A 14,014-nucleotide genomic window follows, 5' to 3' on the forward strand; every position below is an offset into this window, starting at 1 on the left:
GGCCGTCAGCCCTCGGCGGGCGGCTCCACCAGCAGCCGGCGCAGCACCTTGCCGGTGGCGTTGCGCGGCAGGTCGGCGCGGAAGTGGACGTCGCGCGGCACGGCGAACCGCGCGAGGTTCGCCCGGACGTGCGTGCGCACCGCCTCGGCGTCCAGCGGCTCGCCCGCCGGGTCCAGCACCAGGTGGGCGGCGAGGCGCTGCCCGAACTCGGCGTCGGGCACGCCGACGACGACGGCCTCGCGGACCTGCGGCAGCCGCATCAGCACCTCCTCGACGGCGCTGGGGAAGATGTTCTCGCCGCCGGAGACGACCATGTCGTCGTCGCGGCCGTCCACGGTCAGCCGTCCGTCGGCGTCGATGTGCCCGAGGTCGCCCAGGCTGATCATGCCGTCGTGCATCTCCTTCGTCGCGCCGTTGGTGTAGCCCGCGAACATCAGCTCGTTGGCGGCGAAGATGCGGCCGGTGACGCCGGTCGGGACGGGGTTGCCGTCCGCGTCGAGGATCGCGACGCGGGTGCCGGGCGGCGGCGTGCCCGCCGAGCCGGGCCGCGCCCGCAGGTCCTCCGGCGTCGCGATCGTCACCCAGGACGCCTCGGTCGAGCCGTACAGGTTGTAGACGACGTCGCCGAACCTGTCCATGAACGCGGTCGACACCGCGCCGGGCAGCGCGGACCCGCTGACGGCGCAGATCCGGAGCGCGCTCGTGTCGTACTTCGGGAACGTCTCGGCCGGCAGGTCCAGGATGCGGCGCAGCATCACGGGGATCGCGATGAGCGTCGTCGCGCGGGACCGGTCGAGGAGCCGCAGCGTGCCCTCGGGGTCGAACCGGCGCTGCAGGACGATCGTCGCGCGCAGCGAGATCGCCGCCTGGAGCATCGCGTAGCCCCAGGTGTGGAACAGCGGCGCCTCGATCAGCATCGTCTCGTGGACGCGCATCGGGATGCGCGACAGGATCGAGGTGAGCGGCTGCAGGCCCGGCTTGGAGTGCCGGTTCGCGCCCTTCGGCGTGCCGGTCGTGCCGGAGCTGAGCATGATCGTGCGGCCGGTGCGGCGCGGCGGCTCGATCCGCACGGCGGGCGTCGAGGCGATCAGCTCGCCGAGGCCCGAGTCGGGGCCGCCCGCGGTCAGCGCGTGGACGCCCTCGGGGACGGCCGCGAGGAAGTCGCCGAACTCGTGGTCGGCGATCACCACGTCGACGCTCTGCTCCTTCACGACGGTCACGAGCTGCTCGGTGCTCATGCCGGTGTTCAGCAGGACGGTGTCGGCGCCGCGCTTGCTCGCCCCGACCAGCGCCTCGATCATGCCCCGGTGGTTGCGGCACAGCACGGCCACGCGCGGCGGCTCGCCGAACCGGCCGAGCGCGGCGGCGAGGCGGTCGGTGCGGGCGTCCAGTTCGCCGTAGGTGACGGTGCCGTCGTCGTCGCGGACCGCGACGCGCTCGGGATCGCGCGCCGCCGCCGACACGAACGTGCCGCCGAGGGCGGTCCCCCAGCGGCGCAGCGCCGCGAGCTGGCGCGCCACGCGCTGCGGCGGGCCGGGCCGCCAGAGGCCGCTCCGGGCGAACATGCCGCCCGTCCGGGCCACCGATCGCGTCCGGTCGCCCATGTCCGATGATCCGATCATGTCCGTCACCCGCTGTCCGCCGACCGTCGTCATCGGCCGGCGTGCCCGGCCTCGGTGAAGACCGTAAAGGCGCGTACGCGCGCGTTCTCCTTAGCCGACCCAGGTGTTCCCCGCGGTACTTGTCATTCCACTGACAAGACCCGGCGCGGCGTGTTCGGCGTCTCGTTGCGCCGCGATCATTTTCTTCTCCGGGTTTATACGGGCCTCGCATAATTTCGCGTCGGAGGTGCGTAAACGGACTGTCCGGGACGTTAGGCTGGCGGTCATGGCCAACGGCGGCACCGGCGCTGGGTCCGGAACGGGACGGGAGCGCCCGTCGTTCCGGCGGCTCTCCTCGGACCGGCGGCGCGAGGAGATCATCGCGGCCGGGATCAGGACGTTCGGGAACCGGCCGGAGCCGGAGGTCTCGATCGACGACGTCGCCGCCGCCGCGGGCACGTCGCGTTCCTCGGTGTACCGGTATTTCGACGGCAAGGGCGAGCTGTACGAGGTCGTCGCGCAGCGCGTCGGCTCCGATCTCAACGACCGGCTGGAGGCCGTGCCGGGGACCTCGCCGTCCGAGCTGGTCATGGCGCGGCTCGCGGTCTACTTCGACTTCCTGGAGGAGTACGAGGGCGGGTACGCCGGGATTCTCGGGATCGGCGCGGCCCGCGCGCCGCTCGCCGCGTTGGCGGTCGCGCAGGGCGTCCGCGACCGCATCTGCGCGCTGACGTACCGGACGCTGGAGGTGGACGAGCCGAGCGAGCCGCTGCGCGTGGCCGTCCGCTCGTGGATCGCGGGCGTCGAGTGGGCGGGCGCGGAGTGGCTGCGGACGCGCAGCCCGTCGCGCGGCGAGCTGGAGATGCTGCTCGGCACGCAGATGCTGACGCAGCTCGTCGGCACGGCCGCGACCGACCCGCTGACGGCGGACCGCGTCGCCTGGCTGCTGCGGGTCGAACCGCTCGACTCGCCGTTCGGCCTGGCCCTGCGCGGAATGGCGGACGTCTTCGACCGCCGCGCCCTCGGCGCCCTGGCCCGCTTCCTCGCCCACACCGACACCTGACCGGGGCCGATACCCCGACGACCACCGCCCAGGCGCTCGCGCCCCGACGAACAGCAGCCGGGCATGCGGGTAACCCAAACCCAAGAGAACAGGCCACCCGCAGACCGGCACGCCCCAACACTGCGTCCGGGCGCGGGCCGGTACGGCCGGGCGTGCGTCACTCGTACTCAGGAGAACGGGCCGCACGCGGACCAACGCTCCGCCCAACACGCGGGCCAGTGCGACCCGACGTGCGGTCACTCGCACCAGCAAGAACAGGCCACCCGCAGACCGGTACGCCCCAACACTGCGTCCAAGGCGCGGGCCAGTGCGGCCCGTGCGGTCGCTCACACGAACTCGCACGAACGAGAGAACGTGCCGCCTGCGAACCGCCGCTCGCGCGTCGGGGCGCGTGGCGGCGGGGGTCAGCGGGCTCGGGCGTGGGGGCGGCGGGTGGCGCGGGGCGGGACGGGCGCGGGCGGGACGGCGGTGAGCATGCGGCGCGCGCCCGCGCGGGGGCGGGCCGCGTGGCCGCCGCCGCGTCCGGCCGGGCCGCCGTGCCGGGCGTGCAGGATCATCTCCAGCTCCAGGCAGCGGCCCGGGTCCTGCAAGTCCTCGCCGAACAACTCCTCCAGGTGCCGCAGGCGGTACCGGACCGTCTGCGGATGCACGTGCAGCCGGTTGCCCGCCTCGGTCGCGTTGAAGTTGCTCTCCAGCAGCGACAGCAGCGTCTCCGACAGCCGGTCGTGCTGCACCCGCGACAGCCCGGCGAGCGGCGCGAGGCGCGCCCCGGCGGCGTGCTCGATGAGGTCCTCGGCGGTGAAGATCACGAGCGTCGGGACGTGGTCCATGCAGCGGACGATGCCCTCGGACCCGATCCGGCCGCGCCGCGCGAGCGTCAGCGCGCGCCGCGCCCAGCGCAGCGACTCGGCGGTCCGCAGCGGCGCGACCGCCGGGCCGAGGACGACGATCCAGTCCTTGACCAGCGACTCCAGCAGCCGTTCGCGGCCGGGCCCCTCCGGGTCGGGCAGCACCAGGCACGGCTCGGCGCGCGCGAAGTCCATGAGCACGTCGGGCGGCAGCGCGGGCGGGTGCGCGCCGGTGTCAGTGCGCGGGTGCAGGACGACGGCGGCCGCGGCGCGCGGCAACCGCCAGCGCGCGGCCTTCGCGGCGTCGGCGATGGCGGCGGCCGCTCCCTCGGCTTCGGCGTCGCCGTCGAGCAGGAGGGTGAGCAGCCGCGCGCGCCGGCGGCGGACCGCCTCGTCGCTGCCCGCCGTCTCGGCCTCGTAGCCCGCGGCGGCCTCGGCGGTGACGGCGTCGAGGTAGGAGAACTGCGCGTCGGCCACCAGGCCGAGGACGGCGCGGTCCACGTCGAGGGATTCGGCGAACGACGTCAGCGTGCGCCAGACGGCCCGCGCGGAGCGGTGCAGCGCGACGTGCAGCTCGTCCAGGTCGCGGCCGCGCAGCGCCATGCCGCGCCCGAGCTCCCGGTAGGTCTCGGCGATGCGCGGCCACGCGCCGCGCGGGTCCTCGACGAGTTCGTAGAAGAGCCGGAGCCCTTCGGCGACGCCGGCGCGCACGTCGGCGCCGGGCGGCGCGGCCGCCGGGTCGGCCGCCAGTTCCTCCGCCGCGACGGCGACGTAGGGGCGCATCCGCCGCACGAGGTCCCGCGGGATCGCCTCGAACGGGCGGACATCGAGTTCGGGCTGCGTCATGGAACGACTCCCTGCACATCCACCGTTGTGAAACCCCGAGTCCCACAAGGATGCCGCAAGGGCCTCCCGGCGCGTTTGTCACCGAAGTGCGCCGCTTTCCCGGCCGAACCTTCGACGGATTGCTAAAACCCCCACAACGCCGCTGGTCGTGGGGGTGTTACCAGAAGGGCCGGACCCGGCCGTCCGAGCGCCTTGGACGGCCGGGCCCGAGTTCTTACGAGACTTGATGTCTCATAGTGGTGGCGCCGGTCACGCGGGCGCGGGGTCGGCGGCGGCGGACCGGGCGTGCAGGATCAGCTCCATCTCCAGGCAGCGGCGCGGGTCGCGCAGGTCGTCGCCGAACAGGTCCTCCAACTGCCGCAGGCGGTACCGGACGGTCTGCGGGTGGACGCGCAGCCGCCGGCTGGCCTGCGCCGCGTTGAAGTTGTTCTCCAGCAGCGCCTGCAGCGTCTCGGTGAGCCGGTCGCGCTGCGCGGGCGCGAGGTCCTTCAGCGGCGCGAGCCGCGTCGTGGCGGCGTCGTCGATCAGCTCGCCCGCGCGCAGCACCACCAGCGAGGGCAGGTGGTCGGCGCTGCGGACCGGCCGCTCGGTGGGGAACGCGCCCCGCCGCGCGAGGGTGAGGGTGTCGCGCGCCCAGCGCAGCGACTCGCGGGCGCGCGCCAGCGGCACGGTCGGGCCGACCGCGACGATCCAGTCCCGGGCGAGCCGGTCGAGCACGGCGGCGCGGCCGGGGGCGTCGGGATCGGGCAGCAGCAGGGACGGTTCGGGCATGCCCTGGTCGGCGAGCAGTTCGTCCGACACCGGCAGTGGCGGACGGAACGCGCCGTCCGCCGCGCGGTCCGGGCGGCCGGGGCGGACCGCGACGGCGACGGCCGCGACGGTCGCGGGCAGCGGCCAGCGCGCCTGCGCGGCGAGCGCCTCCAGCGCGGCGCGGTCGCCGACCGGGTCGGACAGCAGCAGCGCCAGCAGCCGGGCGCGGCGCAGCCGCTCGTCGCGCAGCGCGTCGCCGGTCTCGGCGCGGTAGCCCTCGGCGACGACGGCCGAGACCGCGTCCAGGTAGCTGAACTGGGCCTCCACGACGAGCAGCAGCGTCTCGTGGTCGAGGTCCAGCTCGTCGGTGAGGGCGGCCAGGCCGCGCCAGGCGGCGAGCGCGGAGCGGCGCAGCGTCTGGTGCGACTCGACGGGGTCGCGCCCGTCGCGGGCGAGCTGCCGGCCGGCCGCGCGGTAGAAGGACGCGACCTTGTCCCAGCCGGCGCCGGGGTCCTCCAGAAGGTCGCAGAAGTGGGCGAGACCCGCGACGATGCCCTCGCGGAGGCGGTGGTCGGCGGGCCGGTCCGGCGGCGCGTCCCCGGCGGGGTCGTGCCAGGGGGCCGCGCCGCCGAGCAGTTCGCGCAGCAGGTCGTCGGCGGCGCCCTCGACGACGGGCCGCAGCCGGGTGCCGACCCAGGACGGGATCAGTTCGAAGGGACGATGGTCGAGCGTTGTCGCAGTCACCGGTTCACTCCCCCGAGGAATGTGGACGGACCCAACCAGCATCACGTATCGGCGGCCCGCCGCATTGTGCGGTGCGGAACACTTTCACGCTCCCCGTCTCCAACCGGTTGACAAGACCGGCGGACGACTGACAATCCACGGGAACCGCGTCCCGAAATATCCTTTCTCACCGTTCCCGACCTGGGCGGGCTCCGGGTTATCAGTGGATGAGCCCGGCCCGCCGCCAGAGCACCGCCGCGGGCCCGGAAACGAGTCCGAGTTCTTCGATGAACGGCACGATCTTCTGACCGAGCCAGTATCTGGTGGCACGGTGATGGGGATTGGCGAGCGCCATTTCCCGTCCCTCGTCCGGTTCGAGCCCGACGCACCGGTACACCGCGGGGTCGATCATGAATTCCAGCGCGGCCGTCGCGCCGACCGCCGTGACGAGCCGGTGCCGCGTCAGCGCCGACCGCGACAGCCCCGCCATGCTCCGCTCGATCTCGGCGCGCGCGTAGCGGACGTGCCGCGACTCCTCCACCACGTGGACGCGGCTGATCTCCCGCACCAGCGGCTGCACGCGCGGGTCGTCCATCGTCGCCCGCTGCATCCGGTCGAAGATCTCCTCCCCGACCAGGAAAACCGCCCACATCGACGGCCCCGAGCCGAGCGCCTTGAACAGCCGCCCGATGTTGCGGACCGGCGCGGGCACGCCGTAATCGGGCGTCTCCAGCTTCTCCAGGAGCTTGCCGAACATCACCGAGTGCCGCGTCTCGTCGCCGACCTCGGTCAGCGCGAACTGCGCGTTCGCGGTGCGGACGTCCAGGTCGTAGAGGAAGCGCAGGAAGAGCTGCATCAGGCACATCTCGAGCCAGATCCCGGCGGCCGTGATGCTCGCCAGCTCGTGCCGCGACAGCGTGACGCGCTGCGCGTGCGTGAGCCGCTCCCACAGCGGCGTCCCGTAGAGGGAGACGCGCTCGGGCGGCAGGAACGGCTTCTCCCGGTCGAACGGCGCGTCCCAGTCCAGGACGGCGTCGGGGTCGTAGGTGGCGCGGGCCGCCGAGCGCAGCAGGCGGCGCGCGACGGTCTCCCGGTCCCGGAGGGGGCGGCGCGGGGCGTCCGCGCGGGGCGCGGCGGTGTTCGGGGTCGTCATCTCTCGGTCCTTCACAGGCGGGCGAACGGCCGTGGACGGCACGACTCTCCCCCGCCGGGAACCGCCGAGGAATACGGTCTTCGCGCAGGTCGGCCCGGTGCGTTGGCAGTCCCCTCACAACCTCCGGGGCGACATCCCCGCACAACGACGACACCCGCCCGCCCACCGTGGGAGAAGGTGGGGGCGGACGGGTGCCGGTGTCCCGACGCGGCGGACGAACCGCGTCAGGCCTTGTTGACCTTGCAGGACGGCGCGGCGTCGAACGCCTTGGTCAGCGCCGGGTCGGCCCGCAGGTCGTCCTTGGGGCCCTTGTAGGCCATCGAGGCGATCATCGTCTTGGACAGGTCCTTCATGTCCTTCTGCAGCGCGGCCATGCTGGAGGTGTCGGCCTTGGCGAGGTTCGCCTTGGCGTTCTCCACCGACTTGCGCGTGATCTCCAGCCGGGTCAGCGCCCGGCTCACGGCCTTGTCAGCGCCGTTGACGGGCGGGTTGCCCGCGCTCTTCACGCCGGCCTCCATGTCGCCCAGCCGCTTGGAGATCTGGTCAAGGAAGGTCTCGATGTTCGCCTTGTACTGCTTCGGGTCCTTCGACTGGGTCGGCAGGGAGAGCTGCTGACCGCCCGCCTTGTTGACGGACTCGCAGACCTTGGCCGCCCAGGCGACCTCGGGCGGGTCCTTCTTGTCGTCGGACGATCCGCAGCCGGTGATGAAGCTGCCGAGGGCGGCGGTCAGAACCGCGCCGATGATCAGACGCCGCATGGGGTGGGTCTCCTTGTCAGGCAGAGCAGTTGGAGGAGGGGGCCTCGCCCTTGACCGCGGAGGCCATGAAGGCGAGCACATCGTCGTTCGCGCGGCCGACGCCGGTGATGTGGTCGACCGGGTAGGTCTTCCACGTCTCCTGGACGCCGAGCTTGCAGTACGCCTGGTGCAGCGTGTCGTCCTGCGCGAACGGGACGATGTCGTCGTTGGTGCCGTGGTAGTGGAAGACCGGCGCCTTGATCGCGGTGCCGCCGAGCAGGTTCTCCTTGACGCGCGCGAGCCACGGCGCGTCCAGGAACGGCGACTTGGTGAGGTAGTCGGTCGTCTTGTGCCCGGCGTAGTTGGTCAGCAGCTCCAGCGTGCAGTCGTTGGCGACCATGTTCGAGAAGACCTGCTGCCCGTCGTCCTTGAAGTAGGACGACAGCTTCAGCTCGGGGTAGGCGTTGTCGAGGCCGACGAGCGCCGTCATCAGGAACCCGAAGCCGCGCTTGGAGTTCAGGCCCACCGCGACCTTGGTCAGGTCGGCCGGGACGCCGCCGCCCGCGACGCCGACGAGCTTCAGCTCCGGCGCGTAGTCCGGCTGCATCTGGCCCGCCCACATCGCGGCGCCGCCGCCCTGCGAGTAGCCGCGGAACAGCACCTTCGCGTCGGCCGACAGCCCGGCCTCGGAGAACCGCTGCGCCGCCCGGACGCTGTCGATCACCGCGGAGCCCATCGACTTCCCGGCGATGTAGGTCATCTTCGGGTCGGGGTGGTAGCCCTCGTAGTCGGTCATCGCGACCGCGTAGCCCGCCTTGAGCATGCCGTTCACGGCGGCCTGCTCGTAGAATGCGCCCTCGTCGATGAACTTCGACGGCGCGCAGCGGAACGCGGGGCCGCTCGTGCCGGGGCCGAACCCGACGATCGGGAGGGTCTTGGCGTCGCCGGACTTGGGCACCAGGATCGTGCCGGTCACCGCGTCGGGCTTGCCGAGCGCGTCCTGCGACACGTACATGACCTGCCAGGCGTTGGCGAGGCTGCGCGCCGTCGGCGGGCCCGCCTTGGACGGCCGCCAGCGCAGGATGTCGCCGGGCTTGGCGTCCGCCGGGATCGAGGCCGGCGGGACGTAGAAGTCGTCGCCCGCCGGGGCGGCGTCCGCGGGCAGGTTCGGCGCGGCGGGGGCCGCGGACGCGGACCCGCCGAGCGACGCGCCGACCAGCGCGACGCCGAGCGTCAGCGCCGCGACGGCCGGGGCGGCGGTCCGCGAGCGGCGGGTTCGGAACAGGCCGAGCATCGGTCGCATCTCCTTTACGCCTTCGCCTGCGGCGTGAGGTTCAGGTCCAGGGTGTTGCCGTCACCGGCGGTGAACGCCGACAGGATCGGGGTGAGGAGGTTGCAGTCCTGGATCTCCGACAGCTTGTACGTGCCTGAGATCTTGCCGCCCTTGAGCGGGTTGAACGTCCCGTCGGACTCCAGGTGGATCGCGGAGGGGTCCTTGGTCTGGCACTTGTCGCCGCCGCCGAGGGGGATCACGCCGAAGAGGCTGAAGCTCGGCAGCTTCGTGATGACGTTGACGTCCGCCTTCAGCGGGCCGTTCAGCGTGCCGGTGACCTTGCCCTGCGGCACGATCTCGATGCCCGCGGTCACGGGGAGGAAGCCGAGAATCGAGAAGTTGCCGCTCGTCGGGTTCAGCGCGAGGTCGGCGGTGTAGGACTTGGTCTTCAGGTCGAGCGAGGCGTCGATCGCGCCGACCAGGGGGGCGGTGCCGTTCGGGGCCTTCACGAACGTCGAGCCGGCGAGCGCGAAGCTGTAGTTGACCGGGGTGTCCCCGCCGGGGCTGGAAGGGGTCTTGACTGCCACTGCGGTGGACGCATCCGACAGGTTGCCCGCCGCGTCCTTCGCCTTCACCGTGAACGTGTACTGGGTGTCGGCCTGGAGGCCGGACACCACGGCGCTCGTCGTGGTCGTGTCCGCGACCTTCTTGCCGCTGCCGTCGTACACCTCGTAGCCGGTCACGCCGACGTTGTCGGTCGACGCCTCCCAACTGAGCGCGGCGCTGGACGTCGTGGCGGTCGCCGTCACGTTCTGCGGGATGCTCGGCGCGACGGTGTCCTCATCACCGCCGCCGCCCTCGGTCTTCACGCCGATCGTCGCGAGGACGTTGTCCTGGCCCGGCTCCTGCGTGCATTCGGACTCGAAGGTGTCGAGCCCGGTGAGCGTGCCGTCCGCGAGCTTCGGCGTCAGCGTGAGCAGGAGGTTGTTCACCACGATCTTCGCGGTGCCCTCCTTGCTGAACTGGATGGGCGGCGCGGACCCGGTCGCCTTGATGTCGAACCCGCCGCTGGCGGGAAGCGTCGTGCTCTCCAGCGTCACCGGGACCTTGACGGGCAGGTCGCCCTGCGGCGCCTGGACGACGGCCTCGGCGGACGCCGTGCCCTCGAGCGTCTTCGCGCCCACCTCGCGCAGCCCCTGCGCGGACTTCTCGCCCACCGTCGACACCGTGTCGACGACGATCTTGGGGATCGGCGTCTTCGGCGGCACGGTCTCGGGGATGTCCGAGCTCATCGTCACCTGGACCTGCTGCGGTCCGAGCAGCGGGAACTCGCACTGGTAGTTCAGCTTCAGGGTGTGAACCGAAGCCGCGGCCGGGTTCGCCCCGGCCACGCCGGCGATGCCGGTCACGGCGGCGGCCACGGAGACCGCGACGCCGGTGTTCCGCAAGCGGGCCGGCAGTGTCTTGGCTTTCACTGTCTACCTCTCGTGTCGCCGAGGACGGGGGCGGAGGGGGTCGGGTAGGGCGTCAGTTCTGCACGTCAGGGGTGAGGTTCAGGTCGAGGGTGTTGCCGTCACCGGCGGTGAACGCCGACAGGATCGGCGTGAGGACGCCGCAGTCCTGGATCTCCGAGAGTTTGTAAGTACCGGTGATCTCGCCGCCCTTGAGCGGGTTGAAAGTTCCGGCGGACTCCAGGTGGATCGCGGAGGGCTCCTTGGTCTGGCACTTGTCGCCGCCGCCGAGGGGAATTCCGAACAGGTTGAACGTCGACAGCTTCGTGACGACGTCCACGTCCGCCTCAAGCGGACCGTTCAGCGTCCCGGTGACCTTGTCCTGAGGAACGATCTCGATTCCCGCCGTCACCGGCAGGAACCCGAGGATCGAGAAATTCCCGGTCTTCTTGTTCAGCGACAGGTCGGCGGTGTACGCCTTGGTCTTCAAGTCGAGGTCGGCGTCGATCGCGCCGGTGAGCGGGGCTTTGCCGTTCGGGGCCTTCACGAACGTCGAACCCGCCAGTGCGAATCCGTACTTGACGTGGCTTCCGGTGTCGTCGCCCTTGACGGTGACGGGCGCGGCCGTGCCGGGCGCGGAGGCGTTTCCCTCGCCGTCGACGGCGTTCACCGCGAAGGTGTAGTCACCGGGCAGCAGGTCCGTCAGCGACAGGCTCGTGGTCTTGCCATCGGTCTTGCCGTACGACTTCCCGGTCTGGTCGAACACCTCGTACCCCGCGACGCCGGACGGCTCCACGCCGAACGGCGCCTGGTCGGTCGAGGCGGCCCACGCGACTTTCGCCGCGCCATTGGAGTCGGCGGTCGCGGCCACGTCACCCGGCGCGGTCGGCGGCATGTTGTCCCTGTCGGGTATGCCGGACTCAGCCAGGACATTGCTCTGAGCCGCGTTGGACCGAGTGCAGTCCATCTTCAGCGAAATGCCCGACTCATCGGGGATCTCTATGACGTTGCCGCCGGAGTCCCACAGCTCGGGAACAATCTGCATGTCGTCGACGGTGATACGCCAGGGCTTGTCCCCGCTGATCGAGAACGGCGGGAACTGTCCCTTGCCGTGGAGGACGATCGGCGCGGGGTCATCGGGTACGACGGCCTTCTCCAACGTGAGGGGCGCCCTGATGCTGAGGTCGCCCTGCTGGACGTGCAATGTCGAGGACAACGACGCCGTCCCGCTCATACTGGCCGCGCCGATGCCGTTGAGCCCGGTCCACCCGGTCAGAGCCATCTCCGCGTCGACCGTGGCCCTCGGGATCGGATTGCCGGGCGGCACCGGCTCGGGGATGTCCGCGTTGAGGGTGAGCTGCATCATCTGGTCCCCGAGCATCGGGAGCGGGCACCGGTAGTCGAGTTTCAGGGAGTGCTCGGTCGCCGCGGCGGAGCCCGCCCCGGCGATGCCGACGACGCCGGCCGCAGCGGTCACGCAAACCGCGACGCCGAGACCGCGCACGCGGTTCGGCAGTGTCTTGGTTCTCACGTCAACCTCTCGTGTCACCGAAGGCGGGGCGGAATGCGGGGCTCGTGCGGGGCTTTTGCGGGGATTGAGGGGGACCGGCCCCCGCCGTGCGGGACCGCGCTGGGCGCGGGGCGGCGGGGGCCGGTCGGAAACCGTGAACCGGTTACCGGAGGGAGGAGCGTCAGCTCTTCGCGACCGGGGTCAGGTCCAGGTCGAGGGTGTTGCCGTCACCGGCGGTGAAGATGGACAGGATCGGCGTCAGGATGTTGCAGTCCTGGATCTCCGACAGCTTGTACGTGCCGGTGATCTTGCCGCCCTTGAGCGGGTTGAACGTCCCGTCGGACTCCAGGTGGATCGCGGAGGGGTCCTTGGTCTGGCACTTGTCGCCGCCGCCGATCGGGATGGCCCCGAACAGGTTGAAGACGGACAGCTTGGTGATGACGTTGACGTCGGCCTTCAGCGGGCCGTTCAGCGTGCCCGTGACCTTGCCCGTCGGGACGATCTCGATGCCCGCGCTCACCGGCAGGAAGCCGAGGATCGCGAAGTTGCCCGTGGTCTTGTTCAGCGAAAGGTCAGCGGTGTAGGCCTTGGTCTTGAGGTCCAGGTCCGCGTCGATCGCACCGGTCAGCGGGGCCGAGCCGTTGGGGGACTTGACGAACGTCGAGCCCTTCAGCGTGAACCCGTACTTGACGTGGTTGTTGTCGCCACCGCCGCCGCCGGCCTGGGTCGTGACCTGGAACGGCGCGCTGGCCTCGGAGAGGTTGCCCGCGGCGTCCTTGGCCTTGACCGTGAAGGTGTACTGCGTCGAGGCCTTCAGGCCCGAGACGGTGGCGCTGGTGCCGGTCACGTCCGCGACCTTGTTGCCAGAGCCGTCGTACACCTCGTAGCCGGTGACGCCGACGTTGTCGGTGGACGCGGTCCACGACAGGGCGACGCTGCTCGAGGTGGCCGTGCCCGTCACACCCTGCGGGGTGCTCGGCGCGACGGTGTCGTCGTCACCGCCGCCACCCTCGCCCGCAACCGTGACCGCGGCGGCCGTGCCGGCGGCGGAGACGTTGCCCGCACCGTCGGTCGCCTTCACCGAGAAGGTGTAGTCACCGGCGGCGAGACCGGTCAGCGAGAGGCTGGTGGTCTTGCTGTCGGTCTTGCCCACCGACTTGCCGGTCTGGTCGAAGACCTCGTAGCCCGCGACGCCCGACGGGGTCACGCCGTCCGGCGCGGTGTCGGTCGAGGCGCCCCAGGTCACCTTCGCGGCGCCGGCGGCGTCGGAGGTGGCCTTCACGTCGGCCGGAGCGCTCGGCGCCACGGTGTCCTTGCCACCCGGGTCAGGGTTGCCCTCGCCGATGTCGAACTCGGCCAGGACGTTGTTCTGGTTCGGGTCCTGCGTGCAGGGGATCTTGTCCATCGACGTGCCCGGCTCCGGCGGGATCTCGACGACGTTGCCGTCGGAGTCGCGCGGCACGATGTTCAGCGTCAGGTCACCGACGATGATCTTGCCGTGGCCCGCCTTGTTGAAGGTGAGCTGCGGCGCCTCGCCGGTGCCGTGGATGACGATCGGCGCCGGGTCGACCGGAACCGGCGTCTTGTCCAGCTTGATCGGCACCTTGACGTTCAGGTTGCCCTGCGGCACCTGGAGCGTGGAGGAGGCGGACGCCGAGCCCTCGAGGCTGGCGGCGCCGACCATGCTCAGGCCGGACCAGGTGTTCTCGTCGACCGTGGAGATCGCGTCGATCATGATCTTCGGGATCTTCTGACCGACGGGGACGGACTTGGGAATGTCCGACTTGATGTCGACGGTGACCTTCTGCTCCCCGATGAGGGGGTACTTGCAGGTGTAGGTCAGACCGTTGAGGGTCACCGGGTCGGCCGAGGCCGGGCCCGCGGCCACCACACCGGTCAGGGCGGCCACCATGCTGCCGACGGCGGCCGCCGCGAGGGCGGTACGTGCCCTCGGGGACTTCTTCTTGGCGTTCACTCGCTACCTCTTCGCGTTGCGGAGAAACGGCTGTGCATCTCGGCGGCCCCCGGGGGGACGGTTCACCTCCGACGAGGCGGCCTC

General features: G+C 71.5%; 10 protein-coding genes. 1 reads left to right on the forward strand and 9 read right to left on the reverse strand.

Going from position 1 to position 14,014, the window contains the following annotated elements:
- Nucleotides 1-5 precede the first annotated feature (5 nt).
- Nucleotides 6-1,622 carry an AMP-binding protein gene (locus G339_RS0120750; protein WP_205625598.1) on the reverse strand — a complete coding sequence of 539 codons (1,617 nt, stop codon included), beginning with the start codon at nucleotides 1,620-1,622 and terminating at the stop codon, nucleotides 6-8.
- 265 nt (nucleotides 1,623-1,887) lie between these two features.
- Between G339_RS0120750 and G339_RS0120755 the strand changes: the two genes are divergently transcribed.
- Complete coding sequence (locus tag G339_RS0120755; RefSeq protein ID WP_019632990.1) at nucleotides 1,888-2,664, forward strand: TetR/AcrR family transcriptional regulator; 777 nt, start codon at nucleotides 1,888-1,890, stop codon at nucleotides 2,662-2,664.
- Between the two features lie 404 nt (nucleotides 2,665-3,068).
- Here the strand turns inward: G339_RS0120755 and G339_RS0120760 are convergent, their stop codons facing one another.
- From G339_RS0120760 to G339_RS40535, 8 genes are all read right to left on the reverse strand, one after another.
- Nucleotides 3,069-4,358, reverse strand: a complete 1,290-nt coding sequence (locus tag G339_RS0120760; protein WP_019632991.1) for a helix-turn-helix domain-containing protein — start codon at nucleotides 4,356-4,358, stop codon at nucleotides 3,069-3,071.
- Nucleotides 4,359-4,607: 249 nt separating this feature from the next.
- A complete protein-coding gene (locus G339_RS0120765) occupies nucleotides 4,608-5,852 on the reverse strand; it encodes a PucR family transcriptional regulator (RefSeq protein ID WP_019632992.1) in 1,245 nt (414 codons plus the stop codon).
- 199 nt (nucleotides 5,853-6,051) lie between these two features.
- Nucleotides 6,052-6,984 carry an AurF N-oxygenase family protein gene (locus tag G339_RS0120770; protein WP_019632993.1) on the reverse strand — a complete coding sequence of 311 codons (933 nt, stop codon included), beginning with the start codon at nucleotides 6,982-6,984 and terminating at the stop codon, nucleotides 6,052-6,054.
- Nucleotides 6,985-7,208: 224 nt separating this feature from the next.
- A complete protein-coding gene (locus G339_RS0120775) occupies nucleotides 7,209-7,742 on the reverse strand; it encodes a hypothetical protein (protein ID WP_019632994.1) in 534 nt (177 codons plus the stop codon).
- A 16-nt stretch (nucleotides 7,743-7,758) separates the two neighbouring features.
- Nucleotides 7,759-9,015: a lipase family protein gene (locus G339_RS0120780; protein WP_019632995.1), complete on the reverse strand. Its 1,257-nt coding sequence runs from the start codon at nucleotides 9,013-9,015 to the stop codon at nucleotides 7,759-7,761.
- A 14-nt stretch (nucleotides 9,016-9,029) separates the two neighbouring features.
- Entirely contained in the window at nucleotides 9,030-10,442 is a 1,413-nt protein-coding gene (locus tag G339_RS0120785) for a fibronectin type III domain-containing protein (protein ID WP_019632996.1), read from the reverse strand.
- A 79-nt stretch (nucleotides 10,443-10,521) separates the two neighbouring features.
- Nucleotides 10,522-11,976, reverse strand: coding sequence for a fibronectin type III domain-containing protein (locus tag G339_RS0120790; protein ID WP_240489863.1), 1,455 nt, complete (start codon nucleotides 11,974-11,976; stop codon nucleotides 10,522-10,524).
- Between the two features lie 160 nt (nucleotides 11,977-12,136).
- Nucleotides 12,137-13,930, reverse strand: coding sequence for a fibronectin type III domain-containing protein (locus tag G339_RS40535; RefSeq protein WP_019632998.1), 1,794 nt, complete (start codon nucleotides 13,928-13,930; stop codon nucleotides 12,137-12,139).
- Nucleotides 13,931-14,014: the final 84 nt, after the last annotated feature.

The organism is Actinomadura atramentaria DSM 43919 (assembly GCF_000381885.1).
Taxonomy (GTDB): Bacteria; Actinomycetota; Actinomycetes; order Streptosporangiales; family Streptosporangiaceae; genus Spirillospora; species Spirillospora atramentaria.